We start from the raw sequence: 22,017 nt of genomic DNA, 5'->3' as shown, positions 1-22,017 counted from the left end.
TCCCGCGAAGCTGCGCGCCGTCACCCCCGGCTGCCTTTGCCGGGCAAGGCGTGACGCCGGTCCTCACTTTGCCGAACCTATATCTGTGCCGCTTTCGGCGCACGCGACCCCTGCAATCGCGGCGTCCACGACCGCATCCGCGCCCACGCCATGCCTGTTCATGGCCACGGCCTGATTGAACGCCCATAGCGGCCACCCGTGCCGGCGGCTTAGTCCAACACGTTTTTAGCTCACCGTCGCGATCCATCTCAGCGCGCTCTAGCCACCGCCTTTCTCCGCGACGCCAAGCTAAAAACACTCTGCCTTATGCCGATGTCTGGATTATGCCGACCTTGGGGGTGGATGTCGGCTTCGGAGGCGGTGATCGCTGCGATGGGGTCGGCATATTCACCGGCGGTCTGACGGATCGTGCAAACTCCTCTTCTTGTTTCCAAAGAAGGGGATGCTTTCATGTCAATCGATCCGTTTCGCGTTCGCGTCCAGGGCCCGCTTGCCACGTTTGCGGCTGGGTTTGCCGGCGAACTCGCGCGACAAGGCTATACGCCGCTTTCGGCTCGCGAGCAGATGCGGCTGGTGGCGCGATTGAGCCGCTGGCTCGCATTGAAGGCATGGATGTGGAGGGACTGGGTGCGAGCGAGGTCGATCGGTTCGTCCGTACCTGTCGTGCCGCTGGCCCGCAACTCCGCTCGATCAAAGCACTGCAGCCCCTGTTGGCCTATTTACAGTCTCGCAGCGTGGTGCTGCCGTCGCCCCGTGCACCCGACGATCCGGCAGATCAGCTGCTGGAACGATACCAACGCTATCTGGCGATTGAGCGCGGTTTGGGGAAAGCGACCGCCGATGTCTATGCCCGGATGGTGCGCCCCTTTCTGCGTCATCGATTGTCGTCCGACGGGCGTGCCCTGGACCTTGCGGGTTTGGCCGCGACCGACGTCGTCACCTTTGTCGTGGCACGTTGCCCTCAGCTGAGCCGCGGCGCGGCAAGCCTGACTGTAACGGCGCTGCGGTCGCTGCTCACGTTCCTTCATGTCGAGGGTCTCATCGCGCGATCTCTTGCCGCTTGCGTGCCCTCGGTTGCCGGTCGGCGACTGGCCGGACTGCCAAAGGGACTGGATTGCGACCAGGTTCAGCGCCTGCTGACGTCCTGCGGCCGCGATACGTCGAACGGCTGCCGCGACTTCGCGGTCCTGACCATGTTGGTTCGTCTCGGCTTGCGGGCGGGGGAAGTCGCCAAGCTCAAGCTTGACGACCTGGATTGGCGGACCGGTGAGATTCTCGTACGGGGCAAGGGAAGCTGCATCGAACACCTTCCCTTGCCGGCCGATGTCGGCGAAGCGGTGGCGGCCTATCTGCGCCACGGCCGTCCCCGGACCGCCCAGGGCCGGACAGTATTTGTGCGAATCAGGGCGCCCCACGATGCCCTCACAAGCGCTGGCGTGTCGCAAATCGTGGCCGCCGCCGGTTGCCGCACCGGGCTCGGCCGGATCCATGCCCACCGCCTGCGCCATACGGCGGCGTCGGCGATGTTGCGCGCCGGCGCGTCGCTACCGGAGGTCGGGCAGGTCCTGCGTCATCGCCGCGCCCTGACAACGGCGATCTATGCCAAGGTTGATCGCCAAGCCCAGCGAACGATCGCCCGCCCTTGGCCGGGAGAGGTGGCATGAGCGCCCTTCGCCAGGCCCTGGCCGATTACCTGGCCATGCGTCGCGCCCTCGGCTACACGCTTGTCCGGTCCGAGAAGCTTCTTGCCCAGTTCCTCACCTACCTCGAGGCGCAGGGCGAAGACCACCTGACCACCAAGACGGCCCTCACTTGGGCGATGCTGCCGGCAGGCGCCGATCGAAGCTGGATGTCGGCGCGACTTTCCGTCGTTCGCCGCTTTGCGACCCATCTGCGCGGGATCGAGCCGGCAACCGAGGTGCCGCCGTGTGATCTGCTGCCGGGGCGATCTTGCCAAGCGACGCCCTACCTCTATTCGCAGGAGGACGTCATCGCCTTGATGACGGCAACCGCGGCCTTGCGCACGCCGCATCGGGAAGCAACCTACCGGACCCTGATCGGCTTGCTGGCCGTGACCGGAATGCGGGTCGGAGAAGCGATCGGCCTGGACCGCGACGACTTCGATGCGGTCGGCGGCGGCCTCACCATTCGGCGCGGAAAGTCCGGAAAATCCCGCGAGTTGGCGCTACATCCGAGCACTGTTGCGGCCGTAGGCAATTATCTGCGCCGGCGCGATCGACCCCGCCGGCCGCCGAACACGCCCGCCCTGTTCGTCTCACCGGCTGGCACTAGGCTGCTCTATGTAAACGTTCAAAACACGTTCCAGAAGCTCGTCTGTCGCGTCGGCATCGCCCCGCGCTCGGCAGGGTGCCGACCACGGCTCCACGACCTGCGGCACGCGTTTGCCGTTCGCACGCTTCTTGATGCTTATCGCGACGGCGGCGACCCGGGGCGCCGGCTTGCCCTGCTGTCTACCTATCTCGGTCACGTCGATCCGGGCAAGACGTACTGGTATCTCTCGGCGGCTCCGGAATTGCTGCAACTGGCCGGTGATCGTCTGGAACGACGGATCGGAGGCGGCGCATGACCGCCCTCAGCGCGACCTTGCAGGCGTTCTTCACCGACCGCCTGATCCGGCAGCGGCAAGCCAGCCCGCATACGCTCGCCGCCTATCGGGACACCCTGCGGCTGATGCTGGTCTTCGCCGCCGCGCGGCATGACACAGAGCCTTCCAGGCTGGAGTTCAACGACCTCGATGCCGCGTGTGTCGGCGACTTCCTCGATCACCTCGAGCGTCATCGAGGCAACAGCGCGCGGACCCGGAATCCGCGGCTTGCCGCAATCCGGTCGTTGTTCCGGTTCGCCGCCCTTCGTTACCCCGAGTACGCCGCGACAATCGAACGGGTGCTCGCGATTCCGCCTAAGCGTTTTGAGCGACGGCTTGTGACGTTCCTGACGGAGGAGGAACTCGATGTATTGCTGACCGCCCCCCGCGCGGTCGACCTGGACCGGGCGGCGCGACCACGCCTTGCTTCGGCCCGCCGCCCCAACCGGCCTGCAGGCGTCCGAACTGATCGGCCTTCACTGCGCCGATATCCATCTCGGTTCCGGCGCTCATGTCAGCTGTATCGGAAAGGGGCGAAAGCAGCGGATCACACCCCTTACCTCGAACATGGCCGCCGTGCTGCGCGTCTGGCTGGCCGAACGTGCCGGGCAGCCGGCCGATCCCCTTTTCCCTACACAGACCGGCAGGATGATCAGCCGCTACGCTCTCGAGCACCGGCTCGCGAGGTATGTCGAAATCGCTGCCAGAAACTATCCGTCGCTGCAGCGGAAAAGGGTCACACTGCACACCTTGCGTCATACTGCGGCAATGCGACTGCTGCGTGCCGGCGTCGACACCTCGGTGATCGCACGTTGGCTTGGCCACAAACAGATCGAGACCACCCACATTTACTTGCATGCCGATCTGGAGCTTGAAGAACGCACCCTGGCGAAAACCACGCCGGCCAACACGGCGCCAGGACGCTACAGACCGCCCGACAAGCTTCTCGCTTTCCTCGAGGCGCTCTGATTATGCCGACCCCATCGCAGCGATCACCGCCTCCGAAGCCGACATCCACCCCCAAGATCGGCATAATCCGGACATCGGCATAATGCACGTAACAGCGCTGCCAGACTGCCTCGGGCAGGACTTCGCGGATCGCTGCCCTGAGCCCTGGATGGTCGTCGGAGACGACGAACTCGACGCCGGCGAGCCCGCGCTGCTTGAGCCCTGCCACGAACGCGCGCCAGCTCGAATGGCTCTCCCGGTTGGCCAGCTCCACGCCGAGCACCTGGCGCCGGCCCTCCCAGTCGACGCCGATCGCCACCAAGACCGCCTGGCTGGCGATCACGCCGGCCTCGCGCGCCCGCTCATAGCGCGCGTCCAGGATGAGGTACGGGTAAGGTTCGGCAAGCCGCCGCTCAAAGAACGCCTTCAGCGCCTCATCCAGCCGCGCCGTCGCCTGGCTTACCGTCGAGGCCGAGAAGGAATGGCCGCACAGTTCCTCGGTGATCGCCTTCACCTTGCGCGTCGATACGCCTTGCACGTACATCTCGACCAGCGCCGATACCAGTGCCTTCTCCGAGCGTTGATAACGCTCAAACAACTCCGTCGAGAACCGGCCGGCCCGATCTTGCGGAACCCGAAGCTCCAGCACGCCAACCCGCGTCACAAGCTTGCGTTCGTAATAGCCGGACCGGTAACCAACCCGCTCCGTCGTCCGCTCGCCTTTCTCGGCCCCGATCGCCTCCGTCATCTCGGCTTCCAAAGCCTCCTGCACGACAGTCTGCAAAACTCTGCGAAGGCCGTCCTCATCCGACAACAGCAACGCTTTCAACTCACCTCTGCTCAGTCTAACGTCTCGCTTGGTCATGGCACTTACCCTTCCACGGGAATCGGTGATCGCAACGTCACCAGCGTGCCATGGCCGCCCCTCGCCTCAGAGTAAGGGCTGCTCTCTCCAGAGCTTTTTGCAGAACCTTCAGGACACTATCCGCTGGGGCTTGATCGTGTGCCCAGCATGGCCGGCTTCGTCGCACCAGCGCTGCAGCTTCAAACGGTGATGGTGCATCAGCATCGATCTTCTTGAGGGGCTGGCGCTTGAGACCCGGTACGAGCGCGGCAATGAGCCATTTCGCCTTGCTCATTTCGATGACGTCGATGACGTATTATCCTGTTTCAGAGCGGTAAGGGACCGGTCGCGTCAAACAACTGCGACATGGGGCCTCCTTCTGATGGTGGATCCAACAGCGCCAAAGGATGCCACACCCTCGCCGCTCGCCCCACAGCATCTACGCCACGGGACACGATCCTACTGAAACGCAATGAAAGGTTCAGTGGCAGGCAGGCGGCAGTTCGGGAACTTGGGCGCCCAAACGGCGATGTTGACATTTAAGGATATCATTCTCTGCCGTTGTTCCAAAGCGCAATCCGCTTCCGGCCTGCAAGGTTAGACACAATCGGAGTCGATTTCACTGGTCGCCTTGAACGTCGCAAGCTGTGTGTCGATCCAATGATCGAATGCCGCGTCGACGCCACGCAGCGACTCTAGAAAGGTGTCGGTATCCGGCTGGGGCGGGGAGACTGACCGGTCGGCTTCGGCCGGTATGTCGATCCCGTCGACCCAGACTTTGTCTATCTGCAAGCATACACGATCCCTTTCTATGCGAAGCAATTCCGGGGTCTCCGCCACGATGCTGCGCCTCAGCTCCACAAGGCTTTGTCGGAGAGAGGCTCGCGCCTGTTCCTCCCAACGCGTGCTCCAGAGTAGCCTGGCAAGCCGGCGACGCGGGACTGCGGATTCTCCACACATTGCGAGATAGGCAAGAATGGCCTGAGCTTTGCAACCGCGGGGCAGAATGCTTTTCCCCGCCGAGGTCCACGCTTCCACCGCGCCAAAGACGCGCAGTCGGAGTTGCGGCTTGCCGTTCTTCTGGTCGCAGTCGAATTTTCGCTTAGACTTCCTCATCGATAACATATGGCTCAGGTTTACTATCAACACAATGGTCGAAGGAGTGGTAGATTTTTTCCTACTGTCGAAATTGCATTCTGTGCGTCAAGTTCATGTGTGGATGCCAGCCGTTTTGCAAGAAAGAACCTGAAGCATTGGGCATGTGATCGAGTGCGGTCATGTGTCAGGCCTTGATTTGCGGCCGTTCCATATGCCGCGGGCCGGTATGGTGTGCGCGGATCAGGTCCAATCAGCAAAGCGAGCTTGCGTGGGCTCATTCATGCCTTTCTCACATCCCCGACGTCCCGGTCTCGGGTGCGTTGTTGCAAATCACGCAGGCACCCTTGCCGGATCTCGGTAGTCCTCCTGTTTCGTCAGCATGGCCCAGATGCCACGCGCCATCTTGTTGGCCAGCGCGATTGCCACCAGCATGGTTTCTTCAACGTCAAGCCGGCCAGCCAGGAACCGTCGGGCGCGCGCCTCCGAGATGCCCATCGAACCACGGCCATGGCACCGATGATGAGCAACCGCCGAATATCGCTGCAGGGCAGCGATAGGGCCGACGCCGGGCATGGTGTGCAGCGACGAGTATTACAGCTTGCTTGGACAGCGTGTCCATCGTCTTCTTCAATGCCGCGAGCCGGCTGCTGAACTGGTGGATCTGGTCAAGGAGAGCGCTGCAGATGTCGCGGACCAGATCCGGCAGCTCTGCGCTTTCGTCCTCGACGATTCCTGCCAGCCGTCGCAGGTGGCCAATGCCTTGCGGAGCAACATAACCGAACTCATAGAGGTGCGCGCGCAGCGCATTCACCAATTCGGTTCGCTGATTCACGAACTGCTCTCCGGTGCGAAACACGACAGCCCGGGACTGCTGCTCCTTGGTCTTCGGTTCGACAAAGCGCATTGTCGGTCGTTGCGCGGCTTCGACGATCGCCTCCGCATCGGCGACGTCGTTCTTCTGCGCTTGATGAACGGTTTGATATAGGCCGGGGCAATCAGTCTTGGCTCATGGCCAAGCCGAGTCATCTGACAGGGCCAGTGGTGGGAGCTGCCGCACGCTTCCACCGCCACGCCACATATCGGTTGACTCGCCATGAATTTGCAAAACTGCAGGCGCGACAGCTTTCTGCGGAATACGGGATAACCGTCTTCTGCCGCTCAGTGCAACTGAAAGACGTTCTTTGCACGGTTCCATTCAGGATGGAACGTGTCGCCGGTGATGTCGAGGGCTGCCATCTCGGCGTCGCTGACCTTGATGCCCTTCGGGTAGGTGCGTGTGTCGAGTGCGCAGTCGACCTTGAGGCCGGATTTGGTCGTCGTCGCGCCGGTCAGCTTGACCACCGCGACACGATCGGTCAGCGGCCAACCGCGCCTGTTCTGGGTGATGTGGCAGAACAGGCGATGCTCTATCCTGTTCCACTTGGAGGTGCCCGGCGGATAGTGGTGGACGTGGAGAGTGGGGCCGGTCTCGTCAGCGAGCCTCTGCAGTTCGACCTTCCACAACCGCACGCGTGCACCGTTCGAGCCGCCGCAGTCTGCGGTGATCGTCAGCTCGCTTGCTTTTGGATAGCGCTCGCGTCCCATGCGCTCGCGCCAGCAGCGGATTGCCTGCACCGCGAACGCGGCCGTGTCGCTGGTGATGCCGACGCTGACGAAGCCGGCGTTGGCCGTCACGTCGTAGACGCCATATGGCACGACCTTGCCAAGCGCCTTGTCCTCGAAGTCGTGCACGTTCACACGGCAAGGTTTGCCCTTGGGGCGATAGTCGGAGCCAGCGTTCCTGAAGTTGCCGACCAACTCCTTCTTCTTGGTGTCAACGGGGATGACCGGCTGTCCCGCAGCCCGCGCGGCGATCACCTTGGCATTGATGTGCTCGAACTGCGCGTTGCGGTCCGGATGCCGCGAGCCTTCGTCGGCCTTGCGATTGCGCTGACGCGAGAAACCGAGTTTCACCAGCTCCTTGGCGACCGCGTCGGCGCTGATCGGATGGCCTGCCGCCGTCAGCGCGGCGGCGAGTTTGTCCATGCTCTTCGACACCCACAGCAGCGGTCGCTCCGGATCGCCTAGCGTGACCGGCTCGACCAGGCGTTTCAGCTCGTCAACCAGCCCAGGGTCGCTCTCGCTCACCGCCCTGCGTCCGCCGCCGGCACGGCGAACCTGCCCCGAGGTAGCGGCTCGGCGTCCAGATCGTCCTCGCCGCGGTTGATCGTCGAGCGGGCCAGCCCGGTGATCCTGGAGACGACCGCTAGCCCACCCCAGCCGGCACCCAGCCGGCAGCACGCGCCTCGGCCGCTGCGAAATTGCGACGGCCGCGGTCATCGAGCTTGCAGCCGACCGTCTCCCAGCGATACCTGATGGCGTCCGCGTCGATCATGCGACCGACCTACGCCTGTTCGTCGCCTTCAGGAATCCCTTCGACCTGAGTCACACCGACGCACAGCGCGATTCACCTATTGTTCGGACCGTCCTTAGCCGCTTGACAAACAATGGTGAAGCCCGCCCTGGTTATTCACGTGAGTTTCACGACAATTCCACCGGACCGTCTGTTATAACCGCAGAAAGTAGATATTTCGCGGTACAACTTCACAAAATTTCAATAGCTGAACATCAGAAGCTTTCGATTGTCGGCCAAGCTGACCGTTCTTGAAGTTCCTACAGTGTGTCCAAAGCTGGCGTCAGGACAACCGAACACAACCAACGGCGCCGGGCGGTGGTCGCGGGCGTAAGACTACCATGATCCAGCCAACTACCTTCCGAGCCGTGTTAACGGCTTTTGAAAGGTAAATGACAATAAGCGACAAACACAAAGGAACGTCAGGAAAATGCAGAGAGGTTTGGAATTGCTTGCGCAGATCATTTTGAAGCCGAACGGATCGGTCGAGGCTTTTTTGGCTGATATCGAGCCAGTACGGGCGGCTTTCGCAAAAACTAATAACCAGTTCAAACGCAAGAAACCGGTAAACAAGATCAGTAGTGACTGCTACAGATTTGTGATAGGGAAGCTTGGGCAGGGCGTAGTGAAATCACCGTCCGACGGTGCCGACATTCTAGACAGGCTGATTTCGGCAGCACTGGACGACACCGACATTGAATTTCGGGCGCGTATCAAACAGGCATACGGTTTGGATGCTGTAGTGCCAGAGGCAACCCAGTCAGAGGATGAGAAGCCGAGGAAGAGAAAACCGACCGGACAAGCGCCCGACGTCGAGATGGCCGTACAAACACAAGCGCCCGATGTCGAGATGGCCGTCGAACCACTCCCGGCGCCGCTTTAGGAAGTCGGGGCAATCCTGATCCGTCGGACTGTATGTCCGCCCCGGCCGATGAGGTGGCTCGCCCTACACCCGCAATGACGCGCGTGGGATCCCCGAAGCTGATGGGGCTTGGCTGGTCCAACCCGGTGCATTGCAAGTCGCTGGCCGCGCAAGAGGTGCTGACGGTGCGCAAGCTCATTCAATTGCGTATTCCGACGAAGCCGGCCACCGATTCCGATTTGAAGCCGGCCAGTCATTCCGATTTCATTCCGGCCACCATCCTGATTTGAAGGCGGCCAGTTTTCGGACTGATCCTGGGTCTCGTTGATGTTTGGGTTGGGTTTTGTTTCAGGTCAAGCTTCGGTGTTTTCGGGTGCGATCGGCGGGCGCTGTTTTCGCATGCTTTCACCGGTGAGATCGATGCGATAGGCGTTGTGAACGAGGCGATCCAGGATGGCGTCGGCCAAAGTTGGGTTTGCAATAATCTCCCACCAGCGATCCACGGGTACCTGACTTGTGACGATGGTTGAGCGTCGTTCGTAGCGATCCTCAACGGTCTCCAGGAGATCGCGGCGTTGGTCGTCATTGAGTTTTTCCGGCCCCCAGTCATCGAGGATCAGCAGGTCGGTCCTGGCAAGAGATTTGAGGATCCTGCCGTATCGCCCGTCGCCTCTTGCAAGCGCGAGGGCGGCGAACAGCCTGGGAACCCGGTGGTAGGCGACCGAGAAGTCTTCGCGGCAGGCCCTGGTGGCCGAGAGCGCAGGCAAGCCAGCTTTTGCCGACGCCGGCTGGTCCGGTGACAAGAAGACCGTGATGCTTTCTGATCCAGTCGCAGCCGGCAAGCGCCATGAACATATTGCGGTCGAGGCCGCGTGCGGCGCGGAAGTCGGCATTCTCGATCTGCGCGTCATGACGAAGCTTGGCAGCCCTGGCGCGAGCCTCGAAACGCTTCTGGCGGCGCATGGTCGCCTCGCGTTCGAGCAGCATGGCAAGCCATTCGCCGTGCTCGAGGCCGCGCACTTCGGACTGCGCGTCGAGTTCCTGGAAAGCGGTTGCCATGCCGTAAAGGCCGAGCTCTCGCAGCATGTCGATGGTGGGATTGATCAGCATGGGTGGATCTCCTCAATGAAAGTAATCAGGGCCACGCAGATTGGCGTGATCGACGATGGCGGTTGGTTCGGTGGAATGGCGTGCGGCCTTGTGATTGGCGATGAGCGAAGCAATGCTCTTGCAGTTCAAGCCACCGATCTCGACAGCGCGGGCTGACACGGCTTCAGCCCGATTGCGATCGATGTCGCGAAACAGGCGCAGGATGCCCAGACATGTTCGAAAGCCCTGCTCTGGATGCGGACGGCTGGCGAGAATTGCGATGACCAGGCCTTCGGTCTGTGGCCCGATCGACGTGGCCCAACGCCGAAAGCGCTCCGGCGTCCATTCGGCATAGCGCCGGTGGGAACTGGGCATGTGATCCGGATCGGTTCCATGGCGAGGACCTCCATAGCGGCGCTGATGCACCGCGACGCGCTTGCCGCGGTGGAAGATCTCGATGGTGCGCGCCGTTGCTCTCAGATCGACCTGCTGACGAATGAGGCTGTGGGGTACGGAATAAAAGAAGGTCTTGAACTCGACGTGATAATCCGTCGAGACGCGGGCCAAACGCCATTCGGCAAACTCGTAATCCTCCAGTGGAAGACTGGCCAAAGCCGGGCGCTCGACGGTCTCGAAGAGCTGCCGGCGACTGACGCCCAGCCGGTGCATGACGTGGTCGTTGATGCGATCGAGCGCCTGGGCAATGGCGGCATTGGCCTCAGCCAGCGAGAAGAAAGTCTGGTTGCGCAGGCGCCCCAGAATGCAGGACTGGGCGAAACGCACTCCATTCTCCACTTTCGATTTGTCCTTCGGCCGTCGCGGCCGTGCCGGAAGAACGCCGACGCCATAGTGAGATGCCATCATGCCGTAGCTGCGGTTGATCTCGGGATCGTAGAAACTGGCGCGACTGACGCCCGACTTCAGATTGTCGGGAACGACGAGTCTGGGAACGCCGTGAAAAAAACGAAACATCCGGACATGCGAGCCAATCCAGTCGGGGAGCGTTTGCGTCCAGGTGGCCTCGGCAAAGGTGTAGCTGGACGCACCCAGCACCGCCACGAAGATCTCCGCCTCCCGGATCTCACCGGTCTTGCGATCGACAATCGGGATCTTCTTGCCGGAATAATCGACGAAGACCTTGTCGCCGGCCGCATGCTCCTGGCGCATCGTCGGCGAAAGCCGCTGCTCGAAACTGCGAAAGAGTTCGCAGAAGCGACTGTAGCCATAACCGTCGGGATGCGACCCGCGATACTCCTCCCACAGGATGAGCAAGGTGACGCCGGGCTTCTTGAGCTCGACCGCAAGATCGGCCCAGTTCGGTTCCGTGCGTCGCCGCGTGCCCTGTTTGACGCCGTTGCGACTGAAGAGCTTGTGCTCAAGCGCATCGTCGGTCAGCTCGCCTGGCAACGGCCAACTCAATCCAACCGCGGCTGCACGCTGCAGATTATCCTGGACCGTACTGCGCGCTATTCCCAATACGACCGCAATCTCGCGGGAGCTCGTCCCGCTTTCGGCAAGCCGCAGCATTTGTCTCAATTGTCTCATGGTCAGCCTTCTCTTTGCCGGCATCAAAATGTCCCCGTTCATCGCGAGGTGATTGATGCCAAAGTTGCTGACCCAGGAGGTAATGTTCAGTGCCGAAAACTGGCCGGCTTTTGATTGGAATGGTGGCCGGCTTCAAATCGGAATGGTGGCCGGTCTTTGATCGGAATGGCGGCCGGCTTCACGTCGGAATCCGCATTCAATCGAAGCTGAGGGATGTCGAGGACAGTGTGCACGCCATTTTGCGGCTTCGGGCTGAAGGTCGGCAAGACCACATTGCGCGGCTTTGCCGGGCGCGTGCACGAACTGGTGGCTGGCTATCCGAACCTGAAGATGGTGGCCGCGGCGCTGCTTTCGGCGTATGCCGTCCTGCAGCGCGAGATCAAGCTTTCGAGGAGCAGGTTCGCGCGCTGGTGCGCCGGGACCAGGGCCCGGCGGTTGATGTCGAGAAGGCCTAAGTTGCACAGCAAGCCGCGAATGTCGTTCTCGATCGCGATAGTCTTTTGCTGCAAGAGCTTGCGGGTGGTGACCTGCCCCTGAACTTTCATTCAGGATGGCGGTCAGGCACTCCCGCGTCACGTCGTCCACGATGTTCAGCACCCGGAAGCGCCGCCCGCAGGCGAATAGGTCATGCACGAAGTCCAGCGATCATGTTCGCCTCGACCAGGATTCGGGGTTCGTGTGCCCACCGCTCGCCGTCGTGCCCGGGGCTTGCGAACTGTCAGCCCTTCCCGGTAGAGCCGATAGATGCGGTTGATGCCCGATGGTTCGCCCTCCCGCCGCAACAGGGATGAACAATTGCCGGTAACCGCAACGCCGCCAAGATCACGCAACCTGCTGCGTACTTCGGTCCCCTGCGGACGGCTCGACTAAAACGACTGCCTGTCTCGATGAGGTGGAGCACTCGCCCTCCACTAATGACTGCCGATGCTGGGATTCTGTCGCTCGTCATAGATGCCCTCAAGGACTCGCACGCAGCCCATTGTCGCGTCAACGCTGTTAACCTCTCGTTCGCCTATATGGAAGAGCAGGATGCCCGTCGAGCTGTTTCGGCGCGCGACACTGGCGGCGTCCGCCGCTCGGTGTTACCGGATTCTCCGACTGCGCTTTCGCCAGACTGTGCCGGGTTCAACTGGTTCAGCGGTTTCCCCAGCAACAGCTCACCCCGTTTGACGTGGTGGCGTGTGGGCGCGCGATAAGGGGATGACCAAGTCAACGTACATTGACCTGGTAGTGGTGTGCCTTTTTCGTTTTCGCTTTTTGTAAGCTCCTGATACTTCACGATCGCGAGTGCGGCGGGAGTGTACGTAGTTGTCCTCTATATAGAATGACGTTACGGCCAATTAATAAAACGAGTGTTTGTTTTCGATTTTGCCATGATGCTTTTAAGGAGACTTTGACCAGAAATTCCGCTCTTAACACGTACTACTTTTTTGACTCATTGACTCTCTGCGAAGCGGGATAGGCGGATGCATCGCACCCAATCGATGCCAACCCACCCGCCAACAAGCCACCAATATTGCCGACTACCAGTGGTAGTCTCAAGAACGCTCGGAACCAGCGTTAATTTATTTAACTTGACATGCTTGTGACCTATGTCAATGTGCCGCCGAGCTTCGGCGTCGGTCGATCGAACTTTGCAAACGTCAGCTTCCGATTGCGGAGCGTACACCGCTGCCACAATCACATGCCGACCAACCCGCGTTGCTCACGTCACGCGGGCCGCGCAGCATTCATTGCCGCAATGTCCACCTGTTCGTCGTTCAACAGCAATTGCGATCCCCGAAAGGGATCCAGTTAGCGCAACGGCTTTCAAATTTTCTGCTCATCCAAGATCGAGCAGCCTCCGTACTTATTCCCCTTACATCCGTTACTGAAAAAGCATTCGTGTCAGAAAGCCAAAATTCAGAAGCGCATGCAACAACCTTACGACAAACGCCTTATCAAAGCCGACTTGGCTCCTCTATTATCAAATGACTAGATTGCAAAAAGACAATTTACAAGAAATATTAACAACTTGACAATCAGACTTGGCGGATAACAACGAGATTTATTAAAAAATGAATTACAAAGACACACAACATGCGACATACACCACAAGTTTTACTAAGAGGCCAAGACCAACGGCGAAGGCGCGCTTTGTAAGAGCCCGCTCGTGGCTGCGATGCAGCTATTCTCGAGTGGATCTTACAAAGCGCGCCTTTAGAGGCCATAACTCGGAAACCCTGCTAGTCGTTGTCATACTCCTCTTAATCAACAAACATTGCATGTCCGATAGAGTCTATATCAAACGGGCCAAACGGGCCGTCACGAATAGATACATTGTAGTCCGTTGCGTGCTTTCTGAACAAGCTAGTACGCGGAACGGCCGCGAAAAATTCAACGTCTGCGACGGTAGCACCGTTACAACCATGTCGGTGGTAGGTATTCACTATTTGGTCTTTAGTGATTTGATCGTACGGCCAGGTTGCCATTGCCAGCAGTCCACGTCCATCTTTGCGTAGGCGCTCAGGAATATGAGCGAGACTCTGCGATTCAAGGCATTCTCTCGCGACCGTCATCGGCAAATAGAGATAGAGGAACTCGGCCCCTTGTTCGATCACCTCATAGGGGCGCTCCATGGAGGTGTTCAGATCATTTATCAACGGTTTCATCAAGAGAGCGCGTCGCGTTGCTGGAGTCACGGCAGGAGCCCGGGGGCTCCCAAGGAAACCGGACTGAGCCTGCTTAAGCCGATTACAGAACTCCGAATATTTTCTGACACGAACTCGCATGAGTTCGTTCTCGACGTTCCTTCGATCTGCTTCGTCAAACGATTCGACTTCAATCTCTGTGCCGACATACGGGGGACGCCCGTAGTTCTCGGAGGCCATAGTGAAAAATGAAAGAAGGAGTGAAGCAGAGGGAGAGTCTGGGATGAGAGCAGAGCAATCTAATCGTATTTGTGAGTAATGAGCCAACGAGTGCAGAGGTTTATAGGCAACGTATGACTCTTGCAGGCAGTGGGTCCGTTCATCCTATTGGACCGAAATCATAGACAGTGACAGAAGCTAGTCGGCAATCCAAAAGGTTGCATTAAGAGCTTGGACCGTACTGAATACCTCATCGGAATCTCAATTCCGGTGCCGTTATACTGACAGTAACATGTGGCAGAATGTGGCTTTCCGTTAATTCAAAAAAATAAACGGCACCCCTTGGACCTCGGTACGGCCATTCACGTGATCTCATCGTGACTTTCGGCCTTGCAAGATTTCGTGCTCCTTCGGCAAGCGGACAGAATAACGGCCCTTTCATAAGCGAAGGGCTTAAACAATAATGAAGGGCGCCGCTCCCCGGGGGCGCGCGCATCGCTGGCCCACTGAACGACTGGCCACTCTCTTCAAAGGGCGTCTTTTTGCGCATCGAAATGGTCCAGAAATCAATTGTAGCCAATCAATCAATCGATACACTAAGCGCTGATTCCCCGCGCGTAAGCGCCGCCCTTTCCGCGGTTGAACGCCTTCGGATCGATCAATGCGAGGGGTTTGGATCAGGCTGCGGCGTTTTTAGGGAAGTTGAAGGGGAGCAGATCGTCGATATCGACGCCTTCGGCACGCTAAGGCAATTGCGTGAGGCGTAGCGCAACCACGCTAAGTAACGGCTCGACGCCACAGGCGCGGCAGGTGAGCATCAGACTGTAGATGACAGCGCTGGCGCTGGCTCCGTCCACTGCGTCGCTGAACAGCCAACTCTTCCGTATCCATCCGGCGGAGGCCGTCTTGCGTGATTGAGGGGGTTCGTCGGAATCTGCGACCTTAAGTCTATGCTTAAGGTCATGAGGTCGATGAAGATTGAAGTTTTGGGTGCCGAACGGCGCCGGCGCTGGCGGCATGAGGACAAGATCCGGACCGTTGAGGAAAGCTTCGCGCCCGGTACTGTTGTTTGCGACGTGGCGCGGCGGCACGAGATTACAAATAGCCTTTTGTTCAGTTGGCGACGGCAAGCCCGGGAGGGCCGTCTTGGGGGCGGCGGGGCGGAAACGGGATTTGTCCCGGTCACGATCAGCGAAGCGGATACGAAGCGGCCCGTGAGCGGCGACGTGGCCGCTAAGAGTGAGGCTAGCCCGCGGACTTCCCGCCGCGCCTGCGGGTTGATTGAAATCGACCTCGGTGATGGGCGCTGCGTTCGGGTGGACCGGACGGTGGATGCCGATGCGCTGGGTCGAGTTCTTGACGTTCTTGATCAGCGATGATCCCGGTTCCGAGCGGTGTTCGGGTATGGCTGGCGACCGGCCACACCGACATGCGAAAAGGCTTCCCGTCCTTGGCTTTGCAGGTCCAGGAGGTTCTGAAGCGCGATCCTTTGGGCGGCCATCTGTTCTGCTTTCGCGGACGCAGGGGTGATCTCTTGAAGGTGACCTGGCACGACGGCCAGGGGGCATGCCTGTTCACCAAGCGACTGGAGCGAGGCCGCTTTCTGTGGCCGTCGCCTGCCGATGGCGCGGTAACGATCTCGGCGGCGCAACTCGGCTATCTGTTGTCCGGCATCGACTGGCGAAATCCGCAAGAAACGTGGCGTCCAACGTCGGTTGGATGAGATTTTGCCTTTGAAAATCGCCGGCGGTCATGATTCGCTCGGGTTGTGAACACCGCTGCCGATTTCGCTGCCGTCCGACCTTGCCGCCGCCCACGCGATGATCCTGGCGGAACGTGCTGCGCGCATTGCGACCAGGGCGGCGCGCTCCACCGACGCCGCCCTGGTCGCCCACCTTAAGCTAGAGCACGTCCCGTGATCGATGAATCGATTGTGATGTGACGACGAGCTTCTCCGGTGATTCAACATCCACCTTGATGGAGGTGGATGATGGGAAAAGCACTGAGTGGGGATCTGCGGTCCCGGGTTTTGAAAGCTTCGGATGCCGGCATGTCGGCCCGACAGGCGGCGGCACGGTTTGGGGTCGGCATATCGAGCGCGATCCGCTGGATTGCGCGGGCCAGGATCGGCGAACTGTCGCCGCGCCCGCAGGGCCGCCGCCGCGCGTCCAGCCTGGATGCGCATGACGCCTTCATTTTCGGGCTGATCGAGGAGCGCAAGGACATCACGTTGAACGAGATGGTGGCGCGTCTGGAGGTCGAGCAGTCTTTTCGGATCAGCCGCAGCGCCTTGAGCGCCTGGCTCGGCCGGCACGGCTGGACATTCAAAAAAGTCCGCGCACGCACTGGAGCAGGATCGCCCCGACGTCCTGAAGCGACGCCGGGACTGGTTCGACGGCCAGCTCGACCTCGATCCAACGAAGCTGGTCTTCATCGATGAGACCGGACTGTCGACGAAGATGGCCCGCCTGCGCGGACGAGCCCCACGCGGCGAGCGCTGCCGGGCCGGCGTGCCCCATGGTCATTGGAAGACCACCACCTTCACCGGCGCATTGCGGCTGACCGGCATGACCGCCCCCTTCGTCTACGACGGCGCCATGAACGGCACCGTGTTCCTGGCGTATGTCGACCAGGTGCTGGTTCCCACACTCGAACCCGGCGACGTCGTCGTGATGGACAACCTGCCTGCCCACAAGGCCGCCGGCGTCCGCGACGCGATCGAGACGGCGGGGGCGAGCCTGCTCTATCTCCCGCCCTATAGCCCAGACTTCAATCCCATCGAAAACCCCTTCGCCAAGCTCAAGGCGCTGATGCGGGCAAAGGCCGAGCGGACAATCAGCGCACTGTGGGACGCAGTCGGCGCGATCCTCGAACGCTTCACCCCAGCCGAATGCGCCAACTACTTCAAGGCAGCTGGATACGACCCAGATTAAACAGGACGCGCTCTAGTCTATTCAGCGGTTGCAACAAAAGGCCAGGCGCTCGGGCAGGCGATCGGCGATGTGCTGCTTGAGGCGCTCAATGGTCTTGCAGGCTAACAACAAGCCCCGCGCGCGACTGGCTGGACCAACGAAAACGGCGGCCGTTGCTCGGGCTCACAAACGATCCAGCATCATGATTTCAGTCTGCGCAGGCTACGTAGAAGCGTTTCCGAGACCGCGAGCCCCTCCTTCCGATCGCCATCGGCAAGCGGCCCGCCAGGGGTTTCCGAGAGCGTCTTTTCGGCATCAAGTCTGGCGCGCAAGAGAGCCATGACCATCGGCCAAGTCGAAAATTTCCCATCGCGAGCGCGGTCCGTCAGGCTACGCAAATAACCGCCGGCGCTGTTGATCTGATCGGCGCGCTGATAGATCGCTGCCAGCGTGATCGCCGCCTCACGTTCCCCTAGAACCTCGCAGGCCTCCCGCCAGGCGCTCGGGCTGATCCCCAACATGGGCCGGGCAAGCTCGGCCGCGGTCAGAAAATCCCGCCAGTGGCCAAGCTCGCCGCTCTGGACGAGTTCCCGCATGTTCGGGCAGGCGGACAGCACGACCCCCAATGGCAAATCTCGCTTCGGCTGGCTCCGCAGATTGTCGGTATCTTCGACGCTGCTGCCCGCTTCGGTTCTTTCTCCTGAGCCGCTTTCAGATTCAGATTTGGAGTCTGGGTTTGAATTCTGTATGTGACGCCCGAAATGGGACTCATTGCCGTCCGTATTCCCTGAATCCGCAAACGATTCCAACACGTCACGGATATCACGCCATAGCACCTCGAGGTCCTCACAGATGCTTTCGATAAGTTGACGTGAGGAGGAGCGCAGCAGACGGCCGATAATGACCTCATAGCTCTGCTGCACTCGGCCCCAATTGCCTGGCACGCCTTCCTCGGTGCCGGTATCGATCAGCTTGACGATATCGCGGCGCAGGAGCGTCAGTCGTTCCCTCGCGACACGGAATGCGCGCTTCTCGGCCTGGGCGGCATCCGCCAGGACCTTGAACTCGGCTGCCCGCGCCACGATCGGCGACAGATCGAAGCCAAAGGCCTGCTCGATCTCGCCTCCCCGACCCTTTCTCGCATATCGCTTTCCGTTAGGGCTGTCCCTGCGGATGATCAGACCGCATTCGACTAGAACGGTGAGATGCCGGCGAAGCGTTGTAGGTGGCATGCCATTGGCACGCGTCATCAGCTGCTCGTTCGACGGCCAGACAATAAGATCGCCGTTACCCGTGAGAACCGTCTCCTGGTGGAAGGACAGCAACGCGTTCAGAATGGCCAGCGCGCGATCCGTGGCGCCGAGGAGATCCCGAGCCTCTCTGATGTGCTGAAAAGTCTGCCACTTGTGAACGGCGGCATCGTTCGGTGCCGCTCTTCCCTTCACCTGGCTTGCAATTTGGCCAAGCGTCATCGTTCGCCGCCCAAAGGGCGTCGTCGCTATGTGTTCCGTCATGGTTCTGCCCTCTAGCTTTTGGCAAAGCGAAAGCGCTCGCCAAAATGACGTTCAAATCTCCTCTCGATGTTTCCAGGGATGAGGTCGATGCCCGTGAGTACGGGTGGTCGATTAATCTCCGAGATTGGGACGCTCGTCGCACCATAGGCGGCATGAATCGTCTCGTTCTGAACGCTCCATTTCCCGCTACGCGCACCAAATATTGCGGACAGCGATGCTTGCGGATCGACATCAATGGCTAACAAGATGGCCATTGAGCACGCGACAATGTGCAACGTACGGACTCGTCGTCTTAAGGCGTGCCGCCTTTGAAATCCGCCACGGCCAGAACCTGCAATGCTCGCCATCTCGCCGATGCGCCAGAATCTCAGTGCCTCAGCGTCCTTTGAGCCGCAAACAGCTCTCGAACTTCGTTGAACTGCGCCAACGTATAGGCACAACGATTGCTTTCAAGGCGGACAAGGCCACGGCCCTTCCCTTCGTTGGACATCGTGAACCTCGAAGTTCCGAAGACTCTTCCGAGCGTCCGGGCAGATAGATCTGCCGGCGCCGCCGTCTGCAGCTGTTCAGCCAGCATGCCTGGATGCGGAACGATCTTGTCAGCCGCGTCCTCGTTCTGCACTCTGGTTGCGACATGCACAGCCATTGTAGATTTCTATCCTCTTTGTCGACCTACATGCTTTTGTCCGCAATAGCTAAAGCCACGATTCTCCGCTCCGCGTCCAGTCGATTAACGTTAACCGCTGATTAACGCCGGCAGGAGCCCCGATCAACCATATGGCCGTCCAGCGTGACCGGTGTTCCCCTCGTGATAAAAGACCTTCCGAGCCGCGTGGCTCGGATCAGAAATATCAGCCGATCGAGGCAGCGTACGACGTTCCCCCAGTTGACGTCCAGACGTCAAACGAGCTAGACTCGCTTGGTTCAAGAGGTATCGATTCGATGACACTGGCGCCAGGGGTAATCAGAGACTCTATTGTGGAGTTCCTCGCGACAGCGGTGGACGACGCGTCAATCACTGAAATAACATCGGGTGTCCGAACTACCCTGGGCGAAGTGCCAGCTTCGTCGGTGCGATCATACCTTAACATCAACACGCCGGACATGTTTGAACGTACCGAGCGCGGGCGTTACCGGCTGAAGGCTAATGGTCATTGCAGGCGAGGGGAGCCAATCGCCTCGGCGAAGATCGGCAAGGCCGTCATTTTCCAGTCGGATTGTTTCGAGTGGTTGGCCAACCGACCCGAGCGCTCGATCCACGCGTTTGTGACTGATCCGCCGTATGGTGTGGTAGAATATACCGAAAAGGAGAAGGAGAAGTTGCGCACCGGCAAGGGGGAGTCTGGCGCATACCGCCATCGTTCGACGGCCACGTCCGCGCCCCACTACCCAGGTTCACGATCCTCAGCGAGAGCGACCGCAAAGGTCTTCACGCCTTCTTCAAGCGCCTCGGCGTTCTGATGCTGCGTGCTGGAGTGCCGGGAGCCAACGTCGTCGTCGCCGCAAACCCTTTGCTTGCGCACATTGTCGGCAGCGCCATGTCGGAAGCCGGCCTCGAACTGCGGGGATACCTCGCGCGCCAGGTGATGACTATGCGCGGCGGCGACCGACCGAAAAATGCGCATCACGAATTTGATGGCGTTTCCGTCATGCCCCGTTCACAATGGGAACCTTGGGTGGTCTTGCGAACGCCTCTCGACGGTCGGGTCCAGGACAACCTTCGTAAGTGGGGTACAGGTGGCTTCCGCCGGCCTTCGGCCGACCAGCCCTTCGGCGACATGATCAAGTCGCGCCCGACCCCGTCGAGTGAACGAAAAATCGCGAACCACCCGTCTTTGAAGCCTCAGGCCTTCATGCGCCAGGTCGTACGCGCTTCACTACCGCTCGGCGAGGGCGTCGTGTGCGATCCATTTATGGGCGGAGGATCAACGATGGCAGCAGCGAACGCCATTGGCTACGAAAGCCTGGGCGTCGAATTGGACGAGAAGTATTTCACGCTTGCCAAGAAATCGATCAAACAATTGGCGGCAATCGAGGTGTCAGAGTCGATTTTGGCCTGATTTCAGGTACGGTCAGATCGGGGGATCTGATTCGTGACGCCAGACGAGATCATCGAAGACATGATCAAGGACTTCCGGGGCGAAGGACTCGGTCGCCGGATCCGAAAATACGTCGGCGGCCTTCTTCCCGCCTTTTGCGATTTCCTCCTCGAAATCCCGACGCCAGGTCGTGGCTTCTCCAACTTCGATGCCTTCCTCGCCGAATATCCGCTCATCACCGAGGGTGTTAGCACGTTAACCGTGCGATACGGCAAAGGTCAGAAAACGATCCGACCAGCGTACGAGCGAATCCATCATTTCTATATCTTCGAAAAAAAGCGTCTTGGCTTCCCGCGGTCCCCACCTTACGCGACAGGCAAGTGGGGCGACTACAGGCATTGGCTGGATGCTCTCGTCACGTTCAGCGAAGAACAACTCGTTGAGGTCCGCGAGCGGGCAAAGCAGTTTGTGCTCGATGAAATGGAAGCCGTCGTCTTCGATCCTTCGTTGGTTCGTGTGGACCCGCCGGTATTCAAGCTCCTGCTTGAGCAGTTCGATTTCCGAGCGCGAGCGAAAGGCGAGCCGACGGGGGCCGTCTTCCAAGCGATGGTGTTCGGTTTCATTCGGGCCGACGCGCCTCACCTCCAAGTCGAGGCGAGAAAGGTCCGTGCAGGGTCCGCTCGAACGAAGGGCATAGGTGACATCGATGCCTGGGAGGGTGACCGGCTGATTATCTCGGCGGAGGTGAAGCATTTCGTCGTCAGCATGGACCAGGTGGCCACGTTCGAACATTTCTCCCATGAGATCCGTCAGCGCGCCGCCTTGGGCATGATTGTAGCGGAAGGCTTCCAGGACGGCGTCCGAGAAGCGATCGAGGAAAAGGGCTGATCGCGCTCGCACCGATCAATCTCTTGGGGATCGCTCGTCTCTGGGACCCGCTCAAGCAACGTGCAGCACTCAGCGCCTTCCAATGGGTTGTCGTCCATATTGAGCAGTCCCCAGGTCTGATCGAGCGTTTAGACAAGTTCCTCGTCGAAATCGGCTATAAGGTTGCTTTGACGTCCGAAGCCGAACGCCCGGTCGTCGAAACTAAGGCCGTGAAGGCGTGATTTCGCGGACCCATTGTATACATAGACCGGGTCATTTATTCTGACAGCAGAAAGACTTCCTTGGTGCGGAAATCCGCTTCCACACGGGTGCAGACCAGCCCCTCCACTTCCCACCACAGCACGTCTAGCGTCTCATCCGGCGAAAGTAATACGGTGCTTTCACCAGTGACTGGCGTCATATCTCCTCGGCATAGCCACTCGTCTTCGGGTG

Annotated in this window: 19 protein-coding genes and 7 pseudogenes; 13 read left to right on the top strand and 13 right to left on the bottom strand. The window is 59.9% G+C overall.

Annotation, left to right across the window (positions count from 1 at the left end):
- Positions 1 to 608: 608 nt before the first annotated feature.
- From ACIU1A_RS00360 to ACIU1A_RS00350, 3 genes and pseudogenes are all read left to right on the top strand, one after another.
- Positions 609 to 1,664, top strand: a complete 1,056-nt coding sequence (locus tag ACIU1A_RS00360; protein ID WP_404924642.1) for a tyrosine-type recombinase/integrase — start codon at positions 609 to 611, stop codon at positions 1,662 to 1,664.
- Positions 1,661 to 2,587 (top strand): tyrosine-type recombinase/integrase, encoded by a 927-nt coding sequence (locus ACIU1A_RS00355; RefSeq protein ID WP_404924641.1) that lies wholly within the window; start codon positions 1,661 to 1,663, stop codon positions 2,585 to 2,587. The genes ACIU1A_RS00360 and ACIU1A_RS00355 overlap by 4 nt, the downstream gene beginning before the upstream one ends.
- Positions 2,584 to 3,574, top strand: a pseudogene (locus tag ACIU1A_RS00350) (tyrosine-type recombinase/integrase). The gene ACIU1A_RS00355 and the pseudogene ACIU1A_RS00350 overlap by 4 nt, the downstream one beginning before the upstream one ends.
- A gap of 79 nt (positions 3,575 to 3,653) precedes the next feature.
- Here the strand turns inward: ACIU1A_RS00350 and ACIU1A_RS00345 are convergent.
- The 4 genes and pseudogenes from ACIU1A_RS00345 to ACIU1A_RS00330 all read right to left on the bottom strand — a co-directional run.
- Positions 3,654 to 4,418 (bottom strand): annotated as a pseudogene (locus tag ACIU1A_RS00345) (IS256 family transposase); the annotation flags it as partial.
- 576 nt (positions 4,419 to 4,994) lie between these two features.
- Positions 4,995 to 5,189, bottom strand: coding sequence for a hypothetical protein (locus ACIU1A_RS00340; protein WP_404924640.1), 195 nt, complete (start codon positions 5,187 to 5,189; stop codon positions 4,995 to 4,997).
- A 636-nt stretch (positions 5,190 to 5,825) separates the two neighbouring features.
- Positions 5,826 to 6,662: pseudogene (locus ACIU1A_RS00335) on the bottom strand (IS110 family transposase).
- A gap of 21 nt (positions 6,663 to 6,683) precedes the next feature.
- A pseudogene (locus ACIU1A_RS00330) lies at positions 6,684 to 7,869 on the bottom strand (ISAzo13 family transposase); the annotation flags it as partial.
- 448 nt (positions 7,870 to 8,317) lie between these two features.
- Here ACIU1A_RS00330 and ACIU1A_RS00325 point away from each other — a divergent pair.
- Both ACIU1A_RS00325 and ACIU1A_RS00320 read left to right on the top strand, forming a co-directional pair.
- Positions 8,318 to 8,770, top strand: a complete 453-nt coding sequence (locus ACIU1A_RS00325; protein WP_404924718.1) for a hypothetical protein — start codon at positions 8,318 to 8,320, stop codon at positions 8,768 to 8,770.
- A gap of 32 nt (positions 8,771 to 8,802) precedes the next feature.
- A complete protein-coding gene (locus tag ACIU1A_RS00320; RefSeq protein WP_404924717.1) occupies positions 8,803 to 9,039 on the top strand; it encodes a hypothetical protein in 237 nt (78 codons plus the stop codon).
- Between the two features lie 63 nt (positions 9,040 to 9,102).
- Here the strand turns inward: ACIU1A_RS00320 and istB are convergent.
- Positions 9,103 to 9,859: pseudogene (istB, locus tag ACIU1A_RS00315) on the bottom strand (IS21-like element helper ATPase IstB).
- Positions 9,860 to 9,871: 12 nt separating this feature from the next.
- Entirely contained in the window at positions 9,872 to 11,383 is a 1,512-nt protein-coding gene (istA, locus tag ACIU1A_RS00310) for an IS21 family transposase (protein ID WP_404924716.1), read from the bottom strand.
- Positions 11,384 to 11,596: 213 nt separating this feature from the next.
- Here istA and ACIU1A_RS00305 point away from each other — a divergent pair, with 213 nt between their 5' ends.
- Positions 11,597 to 11,920, top strand: coding sequence for a hypothetical protein (locus ACIU1A_RS00305; RefSeq protein WP_404924728.1), 324 nt, complete (start codon positions 11,597 to 11,599; stop codon positions 11,918 to 11,920).
- On the opposite strand, the pseudogene ACIU1A_RS00300 reads toward ACIU1A_RS00305, so the two are convergent.
- The 3 genes and pseudogenes from ACIU1A_RS00300 to ACIU1A_RS00290 form a co-directional block, all read right to left on the bottom strand.
- Positions 11,921 to 12,249 (bottom strand): annotated as a pseudogene (locus tag ACIU1A_RS00300) (IS3 family transposase); the annotation flags it as partial.
- A gap of 1,380 nt (positions 12,250 to 13,629) precedes the next feature.
- Positions 13,630 to 14,154, bottom strand: coding sequence for a RolB family protein (locus ACIU1A_RS00295; RefSeq protein WP_404924723.1), 525 nt, complete (start codon positions 14,152 to 14,154; stop codon positions 13,630 to 13,632).
- A gap of 755 nt (positions 14,155 to 14,909) precedes the next feature.
- A pseudogene (locus tag ACIU1A_RS00290) lies at positions 14,910 to 15,116 on the bottom strand (IS66 family transposase); the annotation flags it as partial.
- Between the two features lie 87 nt (positions 15,117 to 15,203).
- On the opposite strand from ACIU1A_RS00290, the gene tnpA reads away from it, so the two are divergent.
- From tnpA to ACIU1A_RS00275, 3 genes are all read left to right on the top strand, one after another.
- The gene (tnpA, locus tag ACIU1A_RS00285) at positions 15,204 to 15,611 is read left to right on the top strand and encodes an IS66-like element accessory protein TnpA (protein ID WP_404924715.1); all 408 of its coding nucleotides are present in this window, start codon (positions 15,204 to 15,206) and stop codon (positions 15,609 to 15,611) included.
- The gene (gene tnpB / locus ACIU1A_RS00280; protein WP_404924714.1) at positions 15,608 to 15,955 is read left to right on the top strand and encodes an IS66 family insertion sequence element accessory protein TnpB; all 348 of its coding nucleotides are present in this window, start codon (positions 15,608 to 15,610) and stop codon (positions 15,953 to 15,955) included. The genes tnpA and tnpB overlap by 4 nt, the downstream gene beginning before the upstream one ends.
- Before the next feature lie 267 nt (positions 15,956 to 16,222).
- Positions 16,223 to 17,165, top strand: a protein-coding gene (locus tag ACIU1A_RS00275; protein ID WP_404924722.1) for an IS630 family transposase whose coding sequence is annotated in 2 segments (ribosomal slippage) — positions 16,223 to 16,560 and positions 16,559 to 17,165 — 945 coding nt in all. Because the reading frame shifts where the segments join, the coding sequence is not laid out codon by codon here.
- Between the two features lie 179 nt (positions 17,166 to 17,344).
- Here ACIU1A_RS00275 and repC read toward each other — a convergent pair.
- From repC to ACIU1A_RS00260, 3 genes are all read right to left on the bottom strand, one after another.
- Positions 17,345 to 18,658 carry a plasmid replication protein RepC gene (gene repC / locus ACIU1A_RS00270; protein WP_404924713.1) on the bottom strand — a complete coding sequence of 438 codons (1,314 nt, stop codon included), beginning with the start codon at positions 18,656 to 18,658 and terminating at the stop codon, positions 17,345 to 17,347.
- A gap of 11 nt (positions 18,659 to 18,669) precedes the next feature.
- Positions 18,670 to 18,912, bottom strand: a complete 243-nt coding sequence (locus tag ACIU1A_RS00265) for a hypothetical protein (protein ID WP_404924712.1) — start codon at positions 18,910 to 18,912, stop codon at positions 18,670 to 18,672.
- Between the two features lie 113 nt (positions 18,913 to 19,025).
- Entirely contained in the window at positions 19,026 to 19,304 is a 279-nt protein-coding gene (locus ACIU1A_RS00260; protein WP_404924711.1) for a hypothetical protein, read from the bottom strand.
- A gap of 296 nt (positions 19,305 to 19,600) precedes the next feature.
- Here ACIU1A_RS00260 and ACIU1A_RS00255 point away from each other — a divergent pair, with 296 nt between their 5' ends.
- The 4 genes from ACIU1A_RS00255 to ACIU1A_RS00240 are packed head-to-tail and all read left to right on the top strand — an operon-like array spanning position 19,601 to position 21,806.
- The gene (locus ACIU1A_RS00255; RefSeq protein ID WP_404924710.1) at positions 19,601 to 20,119 is read left to right on the top strand and encodes a hypothetical protein; all 519 of its coding nucleotides are present in this window, start codon (positions 19,601 to 19,603) and stop codon (positions 20,117 to 20,119) included.
- Positions 20,119 to 20,718, top strand: coding sequence for a DNA methyltransferase (locus ACIU1A_RS00250; RefSeq protein ID WP_404924709.1), 600 nt, complete (start codon positions 20,119 to 20,121; stop codon positions 20,716 to 20,718). Before ACIU1A_RS00255 ends, ACIU1A_RS00250 begins: the two co-directional genes overlap by 1 nt.
- Before the next feature lie 33 nt (positions 20,719 to 20,751).
- The gene (locus tag ACIU1A_RS00245) at positions 20,752 to 21,585 is read left to right on the top strand and encodes a hypothetical protein (RefSeq protein WP_404924708.1); all 834 of its coding nucleotides are present in this window, start codon (positions 20,752 to 20,754) and stop codon (positions 21,583 to 21,585) included.
- 23 nt (positions 21,586 to 21,608) lie between these two features.
- Positions 21,609 to 21,806: a hypothetical protein gene (locus ACIU1A_RS00240; RefSeq protein WP_404924707.1), complete on the top strand. Its 198-nt coding sequence runs from the start codon at positions 21,609 to 21,611 to the stop codon at positions 21,804 to 21,806.
- Between the two features lie 35 nt (positions 21,807 to 21,841).
- Here the strand turns inward: ACIU1A_RS00240 and ACIU1A_RS00235 are convergent, their stop codons facing one another.
- Positions 21,842 to 21,985: a hypothetical protein gene (locus tag ACIU1A_RS00235; RefSeq protein WP_404924706.1), complete on the bottom strand. Its 144-nt coding sequence runs from the start codon at positions 21,983 to 21,985 to the stop codon at positions 21,842 to 21,844.
- Between the last annotated feature and the right edge of the window lie 32 nt (positions 21,986 to 22,017).

The sequence above is a fragment of the Mesorhizobium maamorense genome, from assembly GCF_044998965.1.
Classification (GTDB): domain Bacteria; phylum Pseudomonadota; class Alphaproteobacteria; order Rhizobiales; family Rhizobiaceae; genus Mesorhizobium.
Note: the sequence above shows the minus strand (reverse complement) of the source record. Positions and strands in the feature narration are given on the sequence as shown.